The organism is Brachymonas sp. KE5 (assembly GCF_057773645.1).
This window is the reverse complement of the sequence record NZ_CM173463.1, coordinates 274,560-291,151: the sequence shown is the minus strand read 5'-3', so window position 1 is coordinate 291,151 and position 16,592 is coordinate 274,560. Positions and strand designations below refer to the sequence as shown.

Below are 16,592 nucleotides of genomic sequence, written 5' to 3'. Positions count from 1 at the left end.
CTGAAGACGCTTCTGGCTGCTCAAGCATTCCGGCCAGCGCGGGTGGCGACGGGAGCGAGGGCCGGCCGGCATGACACCCCGCGCCCACGCACAGGCGCGGCACGCTTCATGAGCACGCGCCGCATCGTGATCGGTATCTCCGGCGCCAGCGGCGCCGTGCTGGCCGTGCGCCTGCTGCAGGCCCTGCGGGCGCAGCCGGATATCGAAACGCATGTGACGGTCAGCGATGCCGCGTGGCTCACGCTGCGGCACGAACTGGATATGGGGCCGGATGAACTGGCCGCGCTGGCGTATCAGGTGCATGACATCAACGCCGTCGGCGCCACCATTGCCAGCGGCTCGTTCCGCTGCAGCGCCATGGTGGTGGCGCCCTGTTCCATGCGCACGCTGGCGGCCATCGCGCACGGGCTGGGCGACAACCTGCTCACGCGCGCCGCCGATGTGATGCTCAAGGAACGCCGCCGTCTGGTGCTGGTGGCACGCGAGGCGCCGCTGAATCTGGCGCACCTGCGCAATATGACCTCCGTGACCGAGATGGGCGCCATCGTTTATCCGCCTGTGCCGGCGTTCTACCAGCATCCGCAGACGGTGGACGATGTGGTGCGCCATTGCGTGGCGCGGGTACTGGACCTGATCGACGTGCCGCAGGCGCTGTCGGAAGGATGGAGCGGCTTGCCGAATGCCTCTGCTGTGCGCACCAGCACAGTGTGCGCCAACAGGGAATCAGGCGTTCTGGACACAAGCCACCCTCCTGCCACCTCGGCGGCTGACCCGATGGAGCCGCCCGCCCACGCAGGAGATTCCGCCAGCCCGCACTATCGCGAAAACGCCATCCTGCCCCATAGCCATTCCCATTAGACGCCATCCATGTACCGCGACCTGCGCGACTTTATCCAGCAACTGGAAAGCTCCGGCCAGCTGCGCCGCATTGCAGAGCCCGTCTCGCCCCATCTCGAGATGACGGCCGTGTGCGACCACACGCTGCGCCGCGGCGGTCCGGCACTGTTGTTCACCCGGCCGACCGGACACCAGCTTCCGGTACTGGGCAACCTGTTCGGCACGCCACAACGCGTGATGCAGGCCATGGGCGTACAGGAACTGGCGCAGGTGCGCGAGTTGGGCAGCGTACTGGCCGGCATGAAGGAGCCCTCCGCCCCGCAGGGCCTGCGCGAGATGATCGGCATGAGCGGGCTGCTGAAATCGCTCTGGCACATGGCGCCACGCACGGTGTCGCATCCGCCCTGCCAGCAGATCGTGCAGGAAGGCGACGAGGTGGACCTGACGGCGCTGCCGATCCAGCACTGCTGGCCCGGCGACGTGGCGCCGCTGCTCACTTGGGGCCTGACCATCACGCGCGGGCCGCACAAGCCGCGCCAGAATCTGGGCATCTACCGCCAGCAGCTATTGTCTCGCAAGCAACTGATCATGCGCTGGCTGCCGCACCGCGGTGGCGCGCTGGATTTCCGGGAGCATGCGCTGGCGCATCCAGGCACGCCGTTTCCGGTGGCGGTGGCGCTGGGCGCCGATCCCGCCACGTTGCTGGGCGCAGTGGTGCCCGTGCCCGATGCCTTGTCCGAATACCAGTTTGCCGGCTTGCTGCGCGGCAGCAAGACCGAAGTGGCCGCGGCACTGGGCAGCAAGCTGCAGGTGCCGGCACATGCGGAAATCGTGCTCGAAGGCCATATCCAGCCCGACGCCAGCCACCCCAGCGGCTATGCGCATGCACTGGAAGGCCCCTACGGCGACCACACTGGCTACTACAACGAGCGGGCCGAGTTTCCCGTTTTCACCGTCGATCGCATCACCCAACGCCACGACGCCATCTACCACTCCACCTACACCGGCCGCCCGCCGGACGAACCGGCCGTTCTCGGCCAGGTGCTGAACGAACTGTTCGTGCCGCTGCTGCAACGCCATCTGCCGGAAGTGACCGACTTCTACCTGCCCCCGGAAGGCTGCAGCTACCGCATGGCGGTAGTGCAGATCCGCAAGGCCTATCCCGGCCATGCGCGCCGCGTGATGATGGGCATCTGGGGCCATCTGCGCCAGTTCATGTACACCAAGTTCATCATCGTGGTAGACGAGGATGTGGACGTGCGCAACTGGAACGACGTGGTCTGGGCCATGACCACGCGCTGCGACCCCGCGCGCGACACCATGCTGGTGGAGAACACCCCGATCGACTACCTGGACTTTGCCTCGCCCGTGAGCGGACTGGGCAGCAAGATGGGGCTGGATGCCACCAACAAGTGGCCCGGAGAGACGACGCGCGAGTGGGGCAGGCCCATCACCATGCCGCCGGAAGTCCTCCAGCGCGTGCAGGGGGTGCTGGATGCGCTGGATCGTGCATGACACGCCGCATTACCCTGCGCCGCCTGTGAGGCATCTTGCAGTTTTTCAGAATCCTTCTGTCGCTCCCAGATAGCGCCACTCCCCCACCGGCAGATTACCCAGCATCACCCGCCCGATGCGGATGCGCTTGAGGCCGACGACCTTCAGGCCCACGGCTTCGCACATGCGGCGGATCTGGCGCTTCTTGCCTTCGACCAGCACAAAGCGCAGCTGCTCGGGGTTCTGCCAGTCGACCTGGGCCGGCAGCAGCGGCTGGCCGTCCAGGCTCAGGCCATGGCGCAGCAGGGCGAGTTGATCCGGCGGGAACACCGCCTCGACGTTCTCGCTCACCACTCGACCGCCGTCGTCGTATTCCACGCGCACCAGGTATTCCTTGTCCACCGTGCTGGCCTCTCCGATCAGCTGGCGCGCCACGCGGCCGTCCTGCGTCAGCACCAGCAGGCCGGTAGAGTCGATATCCAGCCGGCCGGCCGGCGCCAGCCCGCGCAACTGTTGCGGGCTGAAACGCTGGGGATGCCTGTCTTCACGCCAGCGGCTGCGCGCATTGATCAGGCTGGCTGCACTCTGGTAGCCGTCCTCGGGCTGGCCACTGACGTAGCCGACAGGCTTGTGGATCAGGATGGTGACGCGTTGCGCCTGCTCGCCATGCGCGGCCTGTTCCACGTCGATGTGGTCCTCGGGTCCGACACGCTGGCCGGTTTCGGCCCGCTGGCCGTTCACCAACACCCAGCCCCGGGCAATCCATTCGTCTGCTTCGCGGCGTGAGCACAGCCCCAGTTCGGCCAGACGCTTGTTCAGGCGCATGCCTTCGGCGTGTGCCGCGACGGGTTGCGGCTGCGCTTTGGCGGGCGACATCTGTCCGGGTTGCGTGCGGGTTGCCGGCGGCAAAGGGGCCCGCCGCGGGCGATCATCCTCCCCGAACCGCGATGGACGCTCTGCATCACGGCGTCCATCGCCTTGGAACCGCGGTCGGCGCTCTGCATCGGGAGCTCCCCGATCCGCAAAACGAGGCTTGCGCTCTGCGTCCGGAGGCGCCGCATCCCGGAATCGCGGCCGGCGCTCCGCAGCTTCGCCTCGCTCGCTCCGCATGGGCCGCTCGAAACGGCCTTGTCGCTCCGGCGCTCCATCGTCATCACGCGTGCGCGGTGGCCGCGCCGGACGATCCGGCCAGTCGCCGCGCTGCGGACGATCCCCTTCCGGCCGGCCCGCCCGGGGCCGCTCGGTACGTTGGCCATAAGGGGCACGGGCAGCACGCTCCCCGCGTTCTCCGCGCTCGCCCCGTCCGCCACTGTCCTCGCGCCCGAAACGATCGCCCGGCTGGGCAGCAGGCCTGGGCGGCGCATCGGCACGCCACACATTGCTGCGAACCGAGCGCATCGGCGCACCCGGCTTGCCCGCAGGCGACTGCGACTGGCTGCCCTTGCTGCGCAGCGGTGCGTTGCGGGAGGAGGATGAAGCGGCGCCGGAATCAGGCTGTACCGGCTTGGCCGGACGCGAGAGCGTGCGGCGCGGTTTGGGGGTATCGGAACTCATGGCGCATTATCCCGCGCCCGGCCTGCGGCAGCCAGCGTTAATTGCTGCTGCAGACCACGCCGCACCAGTCGCACCCGCACCAGCCGTGCAACTGTGCAACCGGATGGCCTCGCCCTACCCCTCCACGCTCATTGCCGCTCGAAGGTGCCAGTACGCAGCAACTGCAGGTCGGACACGATCAACCCGCCATAGGCCACGCGGATGGCCCCGTACGACTCCAGCACCGTCAGCGCCTCGTTCACGCGCTGGCGCGAGAGACCGACCAGATACGCCAGTTCCTGCTGCGTGATGCGCAGCACTTCCTCCACCGCCGGAAACAGCACCGGATTGAACAAGGCCGCCAGGCTGCGCGCCACCCGCATGTTCGGGCTGTTCAGCCGCTCGGTCTCACGCGCCGCCACGAACTGGCCCAGGCGCTCGTTGAGCTGGTTCATGATGAAGCGGTTGAAGCCGATCGAATGGTCCAGCACCTCATGGAAGGTGTCGATCGGCAAGGCCGCCACCATGCTGGTGCGCAAGGCCTGGATGTTGTAGCGGTAGGGTTCGCGCTTGAGCAGCGTACCCTCGCCGAACCAGCCGCCCGGTGCCACGCCCGAAAACGTGATGCTCTGGCCGTTGACATTGTCGTTGCTCATCTTGAGCAGGCCTTCGAGCAGGCCGAACCAGTAGGTCGGCGAACGCCCGGTGCGGCACACCAGCTCCCCCGAATGCACCTGGCCAACGAGCACGTCCTCCTTCACGCGGCGCTTGCATTCAGGGTTCAGCACATGCCACCAGGCGATGGCTTCGAGTTCTTCCTGGGTTGCGGCGCGGCGGCGCTCCAGCAGGGTAAGGCTAGGGGTCGGGGTCATTGTTCGGGCTGAAAGTGGCGGTTTGCGCGGGGCAATTGTCGGTGAAACCGCCCCTCAACGGCAAAGTCCATCCACTATGCCAGCCAAAACCCCTCTTCATCCATCAGGGTTAAACCTAAAGAGGGAATGCCCTAGATTGTCGTCATAAAGACACCCAAACAACAAAGTCGCCGCTACCATTCATCGCAGACATTTGACGCGTTGCGGCCTGTTACAAGCGCAACGGGCTTTTACAAACACAACGGAGACAACGAGGCAAGCGCATGAACATGACCTTCCCCCGATTGCTGCTGGAGCATGCACGCCAGCGCCCCAACGAGCACGCCATGCGTGAGAAAGAGTACGGGATCTGGCAGACCTGGACCTGGCAGCGCGCGGCTGACGAAGTGCGCTGGATGGCCTGCGGCCTGGCCAGCCTGGGCTTCAAGGCCGGCAACAACCTGGCCATTGCCGGCAACAACCGCCCGCACCTGTACCTGACCTTCCTGGCCGTGCAGAGCCTGCGCGGCATTCCGGTGCCCATGTACCAGGATGCGGTGGCTTCCGAGATGGCCTTCGTGCTGCAGGATGCCGACATCCACTTCGTGTTCGCCGAAGACCAGGAACAGGTCGACAAGATGCTGGAACTGCGCGAGACCCTGCCCGGCCTCACGCACATCATCTACGACGATCCGCGCGGCATGCGCAACTACGACGAGCCCGGCCTGATCAGCGTGGAGCAGCTGTTCGAGCTGGGCCGCAAGTTCGAGCAGCAGAACAGCGGCTTCTACGCCCAGGCGCTGGAGCAGGTGCAGCCCGACGATGTGGCCGTGATCCTGTACACCTCCGGCACCACCGGAAAGCCCAAGGGCGTGTGCCAGACGCACCGCGCCTTCATTGGCGCAGCACAGGGCAGTAAGGAAGTCGACGGCCTGCTGACCAGCGACAACATGATCTGCTACCTGCCGCCGGCCTGGGTGGGCGACTTCCTGTTCTCCATCGCCCAGTGGCTGGTGGTGGGCTTCACCATCAACTGCCCCGAGTCGGCCGAAACGCTGTCCATCGACATGCGCGAGATCGGCCCGACCTACTACTTCGCGCCGCCCCGCGTCTTCGAAGGCATGCTGACGTCCGTCTCCATCCGCATGGAGGACGCGAGCAAGTTCAAGCAGTGGATGTACAAGTCCGCCATGAACGTGGCCACGCGCGTCGGCTCCGACATCCTGGACGGCCAGAGCGTGGGCTTCGGCGACCGCATCAAATACAAGCTGGGTGACTGGTTCGTGTACGGCCCGCTCAAGAACGTGATGGGCCTGAGCCGCATCCGCGTGGCCTACACCGCCGGCGCCGCCATCGGCCCGGACCTGTTCCGCTTCTTCCGCTCCATTGGCGTCAACCTCAAGCAGCTCTACGGCCAGACCGAGACCTGCGCCTACGTCTGCCTGCAGAAGAACGGCCGCGTCAAGCTCAACACCGTGGGCGAGGCCGCTCCCGGCATCGAGCTGAAGATTGCCGATAACGGCGAGGTGCTGGTGAAGGGTGTGTCGGTGCTCAAGGAGTACTACCAGCGCCCCGACGCCACCGCCGAGGTGATCGACGAGAACGGCTACTTCAAGACAGGTGACGCGGGCGTGATCGACCACGACGGCCAGCTGCGCATCATCGACCGCGCCAAGGACGTGGGCAAGCTCGCCGGCGGCGCCATGTTCGCGCCCAACTACATCGAGAACAAGCTCAAGTTCTTCCCGCAGATCAAGGAAGCCGTGTGCTTCGGCCACGACCGCAACGAGGTGATGGCCTTCATCAACATCGACTACGAGGCCGTGGGCAACTGGGCCGAGCGCCAGGGTCTGCCCTATGGCGGCTACGTGGATCTGGCTGCCAAGCCGCAGGTGCTGGAAATGGTGCGCGACTGCGTGGAGAAGGTCAACGCCGACCTGGCCCGCGAGGAAGGCATGGAAGACACCCAGGTCACGCGCTTCCTGGTGCTGCACAAGGAACTCGATCCGGACGACGACGAGCTGACCCGCACGCGCAAGGTGCGCCGCGGCTTCATCTCCGACAAGTACAAGGTTCTGGTGGATGCGCTGTACGAGGGCAAGCCCGAGCAGTTCATCGAGACCCAGGTCAAGTTCGAGGACGGCCGCACCGGCAAGGTGAGCGCCACCCTCAAGCTGGCCGATGCCAAGACCTTCCCCGCCACCCGGGCCGCTGCCTGACCCCCTGACGGAAAGACCGCATCATGACTACCAAGAAAATCGGCGACGTCATTCTCGACATCAAGAACATCAGCCTGCGCTTCGGCGGCGTAAAGGCATTGACCGACATCAGCTTCAACGTGATGGAGCACGAGATCCGCTCCATCATCGGCCCCAACGGCGCCGGCAAGAGCTCGATGCTGAACTGCATCAACGGCGTCTACACGCCGACCGAAGGCTCCATCACCTTCCGTGGCAAGACCTTCGACCACATGAACAGCCGCCAGGTGGCAGAGATGGGCGTGGCCCGTACCTTCCAGAACCTGGCGCTGTTCAAGGGCATGAGCGTGCTGGACAACATCATGTCCGGCCGCAACCTGAAGATCAAGAGCAACATCTTCATGCAGGCGCTGCGCATCGGCCCGGCCGAGCGCGAGGAAATCGCGCACCGCGAGAAGGTGGAGCGCATCATCGACTTCCTGGAAATCCAGGCCTACCGCAAGACGCCCGTGGGCACCCTGCCCTACGGCCTGCAAAAGCGCGTCGACCTGGGCCGCGCGCTGGCCATGGAGCCGCAGGTGCTGCTGCTCGATGAGCCGATGGCCGGCATGAACGTCGAGGAAAAGCAGGACATGAGCCGCTTCATCCTGGACGTGAACAACGAGTTCGGCACCACCATCGTGCTGATCGAGCACGACATGGGCGTGGTGATGGACATTTCCGACCGCGTGGTGGTGCTGGACTACGGCAAGAAGATCGGCGACGGCAGCCCCGACGAAGTGCGCAACAACGAAGACGTGATCCGGGCCTACCTGGGCGCCAGTCACTAAACCCGCCATCAAGGAGATTTCAAAATGGGATTTTTTCTGGAAACCCTGCTCGGCGGCCTGATGACGGGCATGCTGTACGCGCTGGTCGCGCTGGGCTTTGTGCTGATTTTCAAGGCATCCGGCGTATTCAACTTCGCCCAGGGCGCCATGGTGCTGTTCGCGGCGCTGGCCATGGCCCGCCTGGCTGAATGGATTCCCAAATACCTGGGGATCAACAACATGATCGTCGCCAACATCGTCGCCTTCATCGGTGCGGCGCTGGTGATGTTCGTGGTGGCCTGGGCCATCGAACGCTTCGTGCTGCGTCATCTGGTCAACCAGGAAGGCGCCACGCTGCTGATGGCCACGCTGGGCATCACCTACCTGCTCGAAGGCATCGGCCAGACCCTGTTCGGCAGCGAGATCTACTCCATCAACATCGGCATGCCCAAGGATCCGATGATCATCCTGGAAAGCGTGATCGAGGGTGGCGTGCTGGTGAACAAGGAAGACCTGATTGCCGCTGCAATTGCCGCAGTGCTGGTGGCAGGCCTGTCCGTGTTCTTCCAGAAGACCACCACCGGTCGTGCCCTGCGCGCCGTGGCCGATGACCACCAAGCCGCCCAGTCCATCGGCATCCCGCTCAACCGCATCTGGGTGATCGTGTGGTGCGTGGCCGGCGTGGTGGCCCTGGTGGCCGGCATGATCTGGGGCTCCAAGCTCGGCGTGCAGTTCTCCCTGGCAACCGTGGCCCTGCGTGCCCTGCCGGTGGTGATCCTGGGCGGCCTCACCTCCGTGCCCGGCGCCATCATCGGCGGCCTGATCATCGGCGTGGGCGAGAAGCTGTCCGAGGTCTACATCGGCCCCATGGTCGGCGGCGGCATCGAGATCTGGTTCGCCTACGTGCTGGCCCTGGTGTTCCTGCTGTTCCGTCCGCAAGGCCTGTTCGGTGAAAAGATCATCGATCGCGTGTAACCCATAACGATAAAACCTGGAGACTTTCCCATGCTTTACCGCGAAAACGGTCAGTTCAAGACCACCTACCGCGCCGACCAGGCCATGTTGCCGATCAAGCAGGACCGCCTGTTCATGATCCTGCTGCTGGCGGCCGTGTTCCTGGTGATTCCGGCGATTGCCACACCCTACTGGTTTACCGCCATCCTGATCCCGCTGGTCATCATGTGCCTGGCTGCACTCGGTGTGAACGTGCTGGTGGGCTATTGCGGCCAGATCTCGCTGGGCTCCGGCGCCTTCATGGCGGTGGGTGCCTACGGTGCCTACAACCTGTTCGTGCGCCTGCCGGGCGTGCCGCTGATCGTGGCGCTGATCTTCGGCGGCGTCTGCGCCCTGCTGTTCGGCATCCTGTTCGGCCTGCCCTCGCTGCGCGTGAAGGGCCTGTACCTGGCCGTGGCCACGCTGGCGGCCCAGTTCTTCAGCGACTGGATGTTCCTGCGCATCAAGTGGCTGACCAACAACTCCGCTTCCGGCTCCGTGTCCGTCAGCAACCTGAGCTTCTTCGGCATCCCGCTGGATACGCCCATGGCCCGCTACGTGTTCTGCCTGGCCGTGCTGGTCGTCACCGCCGTGCTGGTGAAGAACCTGGTGCGCGGCGCCATCGGCCGCGAGTGGATGGCCATCCGCGACATGGACGTGGCCGCCGCCGTGATCGGCATCCGCCCGATGTTCGCCAAGCTGTCCGCCTTTGCCGTGAGCTCCTTCATCGTGGGCATGGCCGGCGCGCTGTGGGGCTTCATCCACCTGAGCTCCTGGGAGCCGGGCGCCTTCAACGTGGACGTGTCCTTCAAGCTGCTGTTCATGGTGATCATCGGCGGCATGGGTTCGATCATGGGCAGCTTCTTCGGTGCCGCCTTCATCGTGCTGCTGCCGATCTTCCTGACCAACTTCCTGCCCCTGGTGGCCAGCCTGTTCGACGCCCAGGTGTCCACCGCCACCATCTCGCACATCGAATACATCATCTTCGGTGCGCTGATCGTGTGGTTCCTGATCGTAGAGCCGCACGGCCTGGCCAAGCTCTGGGCCATGGCCAAGCAGAAACTGCGCATCTGGCCGTTCCCGCACTGATCTCCGGGAAATTACCAAACCAAATTCTGTCAAATTTCTGACAACCTGAGCACCCTGTTCATCTGAGTTCATAACCAAGGAGACAACCCCATGAACGCACTGACCCTCCGCACCGGCCTGACCGGCATCGCCATTGCCGCAGCCCTGGCCCTGTCGGCCTGCGGCAAGCAGGAAACCGCCTCTGCCCCGGCCGCCTCCGGCGCCACCACCACTGCTGCTGCAGGCGGCGGCAACACCGGCGGCTCTCCCGCTGCCACCGGTGATACGCAGTTCTTCCCGCTGCTGTCCTACCGTACCGGCCCTTACGCTCCCAACGGCATCCCGTGGGCCGATGGCAAGCAGGATTACCTGAAGATGATCAACGAGCGTGATGGCGGCATCAACGGCGTGAAGATCTCCTTCGAGGAGTGCGAGACCGGCTATGCCACCGACCGCGGCGTGGAGTGCTACGAGCGCCTGAAGACCAAGCCCGGCGTGACCCTGTTCGATCCCCAGTCCACCGGCATTACCTTCGCCCTGACGGAGAAGGCTCCCGTCGACAAGATCCCGCTGATGACCTTCGGCTACGGCCTGTCCGTGTCGCAGAACGGCGACTTCTTCAAGTGGAACTTCCCGCTGATGGGCAGCTACTGGACCGCCGCTGACGCGCTGATCCAGCACATCGGCACCAAGGAAGGCGGTCTGGACAAGCTCAAGGGCAAGAAGATCGCCCTGGTCTACCACGACAGCCCGTTCGGCAAGGAGCCGATCCCCCTGCTGCAGAAGCGCGCCGAAATGCATGGCTTCGAGCTGCAGATGCTGCCTGTGACCGCCCCTGGCGTGGAACAGAAGGCCACCTGGCTGCAGGTGCGCCAGAGCAAGCCCGACTACGTGCTGCTGTGGGGCTGGGGCGTGATGAACTCCACCGCCATCAAGGAGGCACAGGCCACCGGCTATCCGCGCGACAAGATGTACGGCGTGTGGTGGGCAGGTGCCGAGCCTGACGTCAAGGACGTGGCTGCCGGCGCCAAGGGCTACAACGCCCTGTCGCTGAACGCTTCCGGCCAGGAGCCCAAGGTGATCCAGGACATCCTGAAGCACGTGTACGAGAAGGGCAACGGCACCGCCAACAGCAAGGACGAAGTGGGTACCGTGCTGTACAACCGCGGCGTCGTGATCCAGATGCTGGGTGTGGAAGCCGTGCGCGCCGCCCAGGAGAAGTTCGGCAAAGGCAAGGTCATGACCGCAGAGCAGGTGCGCTGGGGCATGGAGAACCTGAACCTGACCAAGGAAAAGCTGGCCGAACTGGGCTTTGGCGACATGATGCACCCCATCACCACCACCTGCAAGGACCACATGGGCTCCACCGCTTCCCGCGTGCAGACCTGGGATGGCAGCAAGTGGGCGCCGGTGTCCGACTGGATCCAGGCCGACCCCGCCGTGGTTGATCCGCTGATCAAGGCAGGTGCCGAGAAGTACGCCGGCGAAAAGGGCATCAAGGCCCGCGAAGAAGCCGACTGCAACAGCTGATGCGCTGTCTGGCAACCCTGCCCATGCAGGGTTGCCGGCTCCCCCGGGAGCCCCGCTGTTCCGGCAGCGGCAAGCTGATGCCCCGCGTCGTCTTGCCAGTGCCGCGCCAGATGCAAGGCCGCAACCCATACTGATAACGGAGACAAGCCCATGGAAGCCACCGCTACCGCCACCGACACCCGCTCGCCACTGACTGCACCTGCGCTGGTGACCGTCAACGGCATCGAAGTCATCTACAACCACGTGATTCTGGTGCTCAAGGGCGTCTCGCTGGCCGTGCCGGAAGGCAGCGTGGTCGCCATTCTGGGCGGCAACGGCGCCGGCAAGACCACCACGCTGCGTGCCATTTCCAACCTGCTGGCCGGCGAGCGCGGCGAGGTGACCAAGGGCACCATTGAGTACCGCGGCGAGCAGATCCAGAACCTGAATCCGGCCGAGCTGGTCAAGCGCGGCGTGGTGCAGGTGATGGAAGGCCGCCACTGCTTCGCCCACCTCACCATCGAGGAGAACCTGCTCACCGGCGCCTACACGCGCAAGGACAAGGGCGAGATCTCCGCCAACCTGGAAAAGGTCTACAACTACTTCCCGCGCTTGAAGACGCGCCGCACCAGCCAGGCCGCCTATACCTCCGGCGGCGAGCAGCAGATGTGCGCCATCGGCCGCGCGCTGATGAGCAACCCCAACATGGTGCTGCTGGACGAGCCCTCCATGGGCCTGGCGCCGCAAATCGTGGAAGAAGTGTTCGAGATCGTGAAGGATCTCAACACCAAGGAAAAGACCACCTTCCTGCTGGCCGAGCAGAACACCAACATGGCGCTGCGCTACGCCGACTATGGCTACATCATGGAAAGCGGCCGCATCGTGATGGACGGCACCGCCAAGGATCTGGCCAGCAACGAGGACGTGAAGGAGTTCTACCTCGGCGTTGGCGGCGGCGAGCGCAAGAGCTTCAAGGAAGTCAAGAGCTACAAGCGCCGCAAGCGCTGGCTGGCCTGATGTTTCCACTCCGGGCGGCCTGAGCGCTGTCCGGACTCCGGCCTGCGCCCCCGCAGTTCCTGCAGGCTTCGTCGAACGAATACCCCTTCCATGCTTCCTGCGCGGATACGCGGGAAGGCCTTCTGCAGCCTGAAAACGCACAAGCCATGCACACCTTTTACGACTCCCTCGAAAACCGCAGTCCTGCCGACCGCGAAGCCGCCCTGCTGGCTGCCCTGCCGAAGCAGATCGCCCACGCACAGCAGAACGCACCGGCCATGGCCGAGCAGTTGGCCGGCATCGACGCCGCCAGCATCGCCAGCCGCGAGGCCCTCGCCACGCTGCCGGTGATCCGCAAGTACGAGTTGCTGGAGCGCCAGCAGGCACAGCGTGCCGACAATCCCTTCGGCGGTTTTGCCGCCATCGGCATGGGCCCGAAAATGGCACGCGTGTTCGCCAGCCCCGGCCCGATCTACGAACCCGAGGGCAAGGCCAGGGATTACTGGCGCATGGCGCGCACGCTGCATGCTGCCGGTTTTCGCAGCGGCGAACTGGTGCACAACTGCTTCAGCTACCACTTCACCCCCGCCGGTTCGATGATGGAAACCGGCGCGCATGCGCTGGGCTGCACGGTGTTTCCGGGCGGCATCGGCCAGACCGAGCAGCAGGTGGAGGCCATGCGCGACCTGAAGCCGGCCGGCTACATCGGCACGCCCAGTTTCCTCAAGATCATTCTGGAAAAGGCCGCCGACATGGGCGTGGCACTGCCTTCGCTGAAGAAGGCGCTGGTCAGCGGCGAAGCGTTCCCGCCCAGCCTGCGCGACTGGTTCGCCGAGCGCGGGGTGCAGGGCTACCAGTGCTATGCCACGGCCGACCTGGGCCTGATCGCCTACGAGACCAGCGCACGCGAAGGCCTGGTGCTCGATGAAGGCGTGATCGTCGAGATCGTGCGCCCCGGCACGGGCGACCCGGTGCCCGAAGGCGAAGTGGGCGAACTGGTGGTGACCACGCTCAACCCGGACTATCCGCTGATCCGCTTCGGCACCGGCGACCTGTCTGCCGTGCTGCCGGGCCAGTGCCCGACCGGCCGCACCAACACCCGCATCAAGGGCTGGATGGGGCGCGCCGACCAGACCACCAAGGTGCGCGGCATGTTCGTGCATCCGGGCCAGGTGGCCACGGTGGCCAAGCGCTTCCCCGCGGTGCAGAAGGCGCGGCTGGTGGTCAGCGGCGAGATGGCGAACGACAAAATGGCGCTGCACGTGGAATGCGCCGAGCAGAGCGCCGAACTGCAGCAGGCCATCGCCGACGCCGTGCGCGAAGTGACCAAGCTGCGTGCCGATGTGGTGTTCTGCGCGCCGGGCAGCCTGGCCAACGATGGCAAGGTGATCGAGGACGCGCGCAGCTACGCATAAGGCGCTGACAGCGGCACACGAGCGCTGGCGGGAAAACGGCAAAGGCCGGCATCATCGTGCCGGCCTTTGTGCTTTTGGCACCGGCGCATACCGATCAGGCTGCGCCGGACCGCATCACGCCAGTGACACAAGGAGCTTGGCTTCAGGCAAACACACGGAAACGCGCAGCGTCGTCCATGAAGGCCTTGTCACCGAACGGTGCCTCGTGCGAGCCGAAGGGCATCTGCGCGCGCAGCTTCCAGGAAGCAGGGATATCCCACTCCTTCTGCGCAGCCTCGTCCACCACCGGGTTGTAATGCTGCAGGCTGGCGCCGATGCCGGCTTCGGCCAACGCCGTCCACACCGCGAACTGTGCGATGCCGGTGGAGTGCTCGGACCAGATCGGGAAGTTGTCGGCATAGGCGGCCAACTGCTGCTGCAGGCCCTTCACCACGTCCTGGTCTTCGTAGAACAGCACGGTACCGGCGCCGGCGGCAAAGCTGGCCAGCTTATGCTCGGTGGCGCCGAAGCTCTCGGCGGGCACCATGGGGCGCAGCGCTTCCTTCACCAGATCCCAGAATTTCACGCTTTGTGCGCCGAACAGGATCACGGCACGCGAGCTCTGCGAGTTGAAGGCGGAAGGCGCCTGGCGGATGGCTTCCTGGATGAGGTTGGCGGCAGCCTCCTGGCTGAACGGCAGCTGCTTGCCGAGGGCATACTGGGTGCGGCGCTTGGTGAAACTGTGGATGGCGGTGTTGCTCATGAAAACTCCTGGAATTGGGGGATGAACCGATCAGCTGGAGCCCATGACGGACGCCATCCGAACGCGATGAATCCAGTGTAGGAAAATCGCCGAATGCTTAGAATAGAAAATATCGAATATCACTCTTTCCATTTTTCAACCAATCACATGCAGGCACTGCCATGAAGAAGCTGCCGGATCTGGAAGCCTGGGCCATCTTCGCCAAGGTGGCCGAAACCGGCTCGTTTGCCAGAGCTGCGGAGGAACTGGGCCTGTCCCAGGCCACCGTCTCCAAGGCAATCACGCGCCTGGAGGCGCGCATGCAGACCATGCTGTTCCACCGCACCACGCGCCGCATGTCGCTCACCGAAAGCGGGCAGACCGCGCTGGAGTACGCCACCCGCATTCTGGAAGAAGGCGAAGCAGTCGAGGCCGAGCTGGCCGAACAATCCGTCAGCCTGCGCGGGCTCATCCGGATGACGGCGCCCATGTCCTTCGGGCTGAACTACGTGGCGCCGCTGCTGCCCGCCTTTCTCGAGGCGCACCCCGAGGTGCGGCTGGACATCGAATTCAGCGATGACCACATCGATCTGGTGGGGCAGCGCTTCGATCTGGCGCTGCGCATCTCCAATCTGGTCGACTCCAGTCTGCTGGCGCGCCAGTTGTGCACCATCCGCCTGCTGCTGGTCGGCACGCCCGCGTATTTCGCTTGCCATGGCAAGCCGCGCCATCCGCGTGACCTGGCCCGGCACAAGGCGCTGCAGTATGCCTACGCGCGCGGCGGGACCAACTGGAGCTTCCGCCATGCCCGCCACGGCGAGCTCACGCAGGAAACACACGGCGCCCTGCGCGTGAACAACGCCGAAGGCCTGATGCCCGCCCTGCTCGCGGGGCTGGGGCTGGCGCTGCAACCCGAGTTCATGGTCTGGCGCGAACTGCGCTCCGGGCAGCTGCTCTCGGTCATGGAAGAATGGCAGGTGGCGCCAGTCGCGCTGCACACCGTCACCCCGCCCGGGCGACGCCGGCCCGCCAGGGTGCAGGCGCTGCTGGACTACCTCGCCAGCAGCCTGGCCAACGCGCCCTGGGCCCGGCACGAAGAAACCGTGGCACCATGAATCCTGACATGCTCACCCTCACCTTTCTCGGCACCTCCTCCGGCGTGCCCACACGCCGCCGCAACATGAGCGCGCTGGCGCTGCAAACCGGCCCTGGCGCCTCCTGGGTGCTCGTCGATTGCGGCGAAGCCACGCAGCACCAGCTGCTGCGCGTGAAGCTCTCGGTGCGCGATCTCGAGGCGATCCTGATCACGCACGCCCATGGCGACCATTGCTACGGGCTGCCGGGCATGCTGGCCAGCGCCGCCATGCATGGCCGCACCAATCCCCTGCAACTGATCGCCCCGCAGGTGGTGCTCGACTGGGTGGAGGCTACGCGCCGCTGCGGCGACCTCTACCTGCCATATCCGCTCGAGACGCTGGCGCTGGAAGACGCGCCTGCCGTGGTGCTGGAGCGCCCCGGCTTGCGCATCGACCGCCACGCCCTGCTGCACCGCGTGCCCAGCGTGGCCTACCGGCTGGAAGTGTCCCGCACGCACACGCATCTGGATGGCGACGCGCTGCGCCAGTTCGGCCTGCCGCGCGGCCCGCTCTGGCGCCAGCTGCAGGATGACCAGGACGTGCAATGGCAGGGCCGCACCATCCGCAGCGCCGAGGTGCTGCGCCGGCATGTGGAACAGGTCCGCGCCGTGATTGCCGGCGACAATGCCGACCCCGGTCTGCTGGCCGAAGCCTGCGCCGATGCCCAGCTACTGGTGCACGAAGCCACCTACACCCGCCCGGTGCTGGACAAGGTCGGCCCCGAACGCATGCACAGCTGTGCCGAACAGGTCGCAGCCTTTGCCGAGCGCATCGGCCTGCCCAACCTGATTCTCACGCATTTCAGCCCGCGCTACGATCATGGCGACGGCATGGAGCAGCTGCGCCGCGAAGCCGTTTTGCAGTATGGCGGCACGCTGCATCTGGCGCGGGATTTCGACCAGTACACGCTGTCGCCGGATGGAGCGCTGCAATACCAGGGTTCCGTGCGCCGCTGACATGGGCTGATGGCTGATGGCTGATGGCTGATGGCTGATGGCTGATGGCTGATGGCTGATGGCTGATGGCTGACCC

General features: G+C 65.3%; 13 protein-coding genes and 1 pseudogene. 11 read left to right on the top strand and 3 right to left on the bottom strand.

What is annotated here, in order from left to right:
* Positions 1 to 108: 108 nt before the first annotated feature.
* Both ACX36O_RS01380 and ubiD read left to right on the top strand, forming a co-directional pair.
* A pseudogene (locus tag ACX36O_RS01380) lies at positions 109 to 678 on the top strand (UbiX family flavin prenyltransferase); the annotation flags it as partial.
* Positions 679 to 867: 189 nt separating this feature from the next.
* Positions 868 to 2,352, top strand: a complete 1,485-nt coding sequence (gene ubiD / locus ACX36O_RS01375; protein ID WP_371698682.1) for a 4-hydroxy-3-polyprenylbenzoate decarboxylase — start codon at positions 868 to 870, stop codon at positions 2,350 to 2,352.
* A 45-nt stretch (positions 2,353 to 2,397) separates the two neighbouring features.
* On the opposite strand, the gene ACX36O_RS01370 is transcribed toward ubiD, so the two are convergent.
* Positions 2,398 to 3,207, bottom strand: a complete 810-nt coding sequence (locus ACX36O_RS01370; protein WP_250131088.1) for a pseudouridine synthase — start codon at positions 3,205 to 3,207, stop codon at positions 2,398 to 2,400.
* 806 nt (positions 3,208 to 4,013) lie between these two features.
* Entirely contained in the window at positions 4,014 to 4,736 is a 723-nt protein-coding gene (locus tag ACX36O_RS01365) for a Crp/Fnr family transcriptional regulator (protein ID WP_371686814.1), read from the bottom strand.
* Positions 4,737 to 4,999: 263 nt separating this feature from the next.
* On the opposite strand from ACX36O_RS01365, the gene ACX36O_RS01360 reads away from it, so the two are divergent.
* The 7 genes from ACX36O_RS01360 (at position 5,000) to ACX36O_RS01330 (ending at position 13,703) form a co-directional block, all read left to right on the top strand.
* A complete protein-coding gene (locus ACX36O_RS01360; protein WP_371686815.1) occupies positions 5,000 to 6,934 on the top strand; it encodes an AMP-dependent synthetase/ligase in 1,935 nt (644 codons plus the stop codon).
* A 23-nt stretch (positions 6,935 to 6,957) separates the two neighbouring features.
* Complete coding sequence (locus tag ACX36O_RS01355) at positions 6,958 to 7,743, top strand: ABC transporter ATP-binding protein (RefSeq protein ID WP_213362494.1); 786 nt, start codon at positions 6,958 to 6,960, stop codon at positions 7,741 to 7,743.
* Between the two features lie 24 nt (positions 7,744 to 7,767).
* Positions 7,768 to 8,697 (top strand): branched-chain amino acid ABC transporter permease, encoded by a 930-nt coding sequence (locus tag ACX36O_RS01350; RefSeq protein WP_213362493.1) that lies wholly within the window; start codon positions 7,768 to 7,770, stop codon positions 8,695 to 8,697.
* Between the two features lie 30 nt (positions 8,698 to 8,727).
* Entirely contained in the window at positions 8,728 to 9,804 is a 1,077-nt protein-coding gene (locus ACX36O_RS01345) for a branched-chain amino acid ABC transporter permease (RefSeq protein WP_488359945.1), read from the top strand.
* Between the two features lie 90 nt (positions 9,805 to 9,894).
* A complete protein-coding gene (locus tag ACX36O_RS01340; RefSeq protein WP_371686817.1) occupies positions 9,895 to 11,313 on the top strand; it encodes an ABC transporter substrate-binding protein in 1,419 nt (472 codons plus the stop codon).
* Between the two features lie 150 nt (positions 11,314 to 11,463).
* A complete protein-coding gene (locus ACX36O_RS01335; RefSeq protein ID WP_488359944.1) occupies positions 11,464 to 12,309 on the top strand; it encodes an ABC transporter ATP-binding protein in 846 nt (281 codons plus the stop codon).
* 146 nt (positions 12,310 to 12,455) lie between these two features.
* Positions 12,456 to 13,703, top strand: a complete 1,248-nt coding sequence (locus ACX36O_RS01330) for a phenylacetate--CoA ligase family protein (RefSeq protein ID WP_488359943.1) — start codon at positions 12,456 to 12,458, stop codon at positions 13,701 to 13,703.
* A gap of 142 nt (positions 13,704 to 13,845) precedes the next feature.
* Here ACX36O_RS01330 and ACX36O_RS01325 read toward each other — a convergent pair whose 3' ends face one another.
* Positions 13,846 to 14,445: a nitroreductase family protein gene (locus ACX36O_RS01325; RefSeq protein ID WP_371686819.1), complete on the bottom strand. Its 600-nt coding sequence runs from the start codon at positions 14,443 to 14,445 to the stop codon at positions 13,846 to 13,848.
* Between the two features lie 161 nt (positions 14,446 to 14,606).
* On the opposite strand from ACX36O_RS01325, the gene ACX36O_RS01320 reads away from it, so the two are divergent.
* Both ACX36O_RS01320 and ACX36O_RS01315 read left to right on the top strand, forming a co-directional pair.
* A complete protein-coding gene (locus tag ACX36O_RS01320) occupies positions 14,607 to 15,539 on the top strand; it encodes a LysR family transcriptional regulator (RefSeq protein WP_213362484.1) in 933 nt (310 codons plus the stop codon).
* 8 nt (positions 15,540 to 15,547) lie between these two features.
* Positions 15,548 to 16,516 carry a ribonuclease Z gene (locus ACX36O_RS01315; protein ID WP_488359942.1) on the top strand — a complete coding sequence of 323 codons (969 nt, stop codon included), beginning with the start codon at positions 15,548 to 15,550 and terminating at the stop codon, positions 16,514 to 16,516.
* Positions 16,517 to 16,592 lie beyond the last annotated feature (76 nt).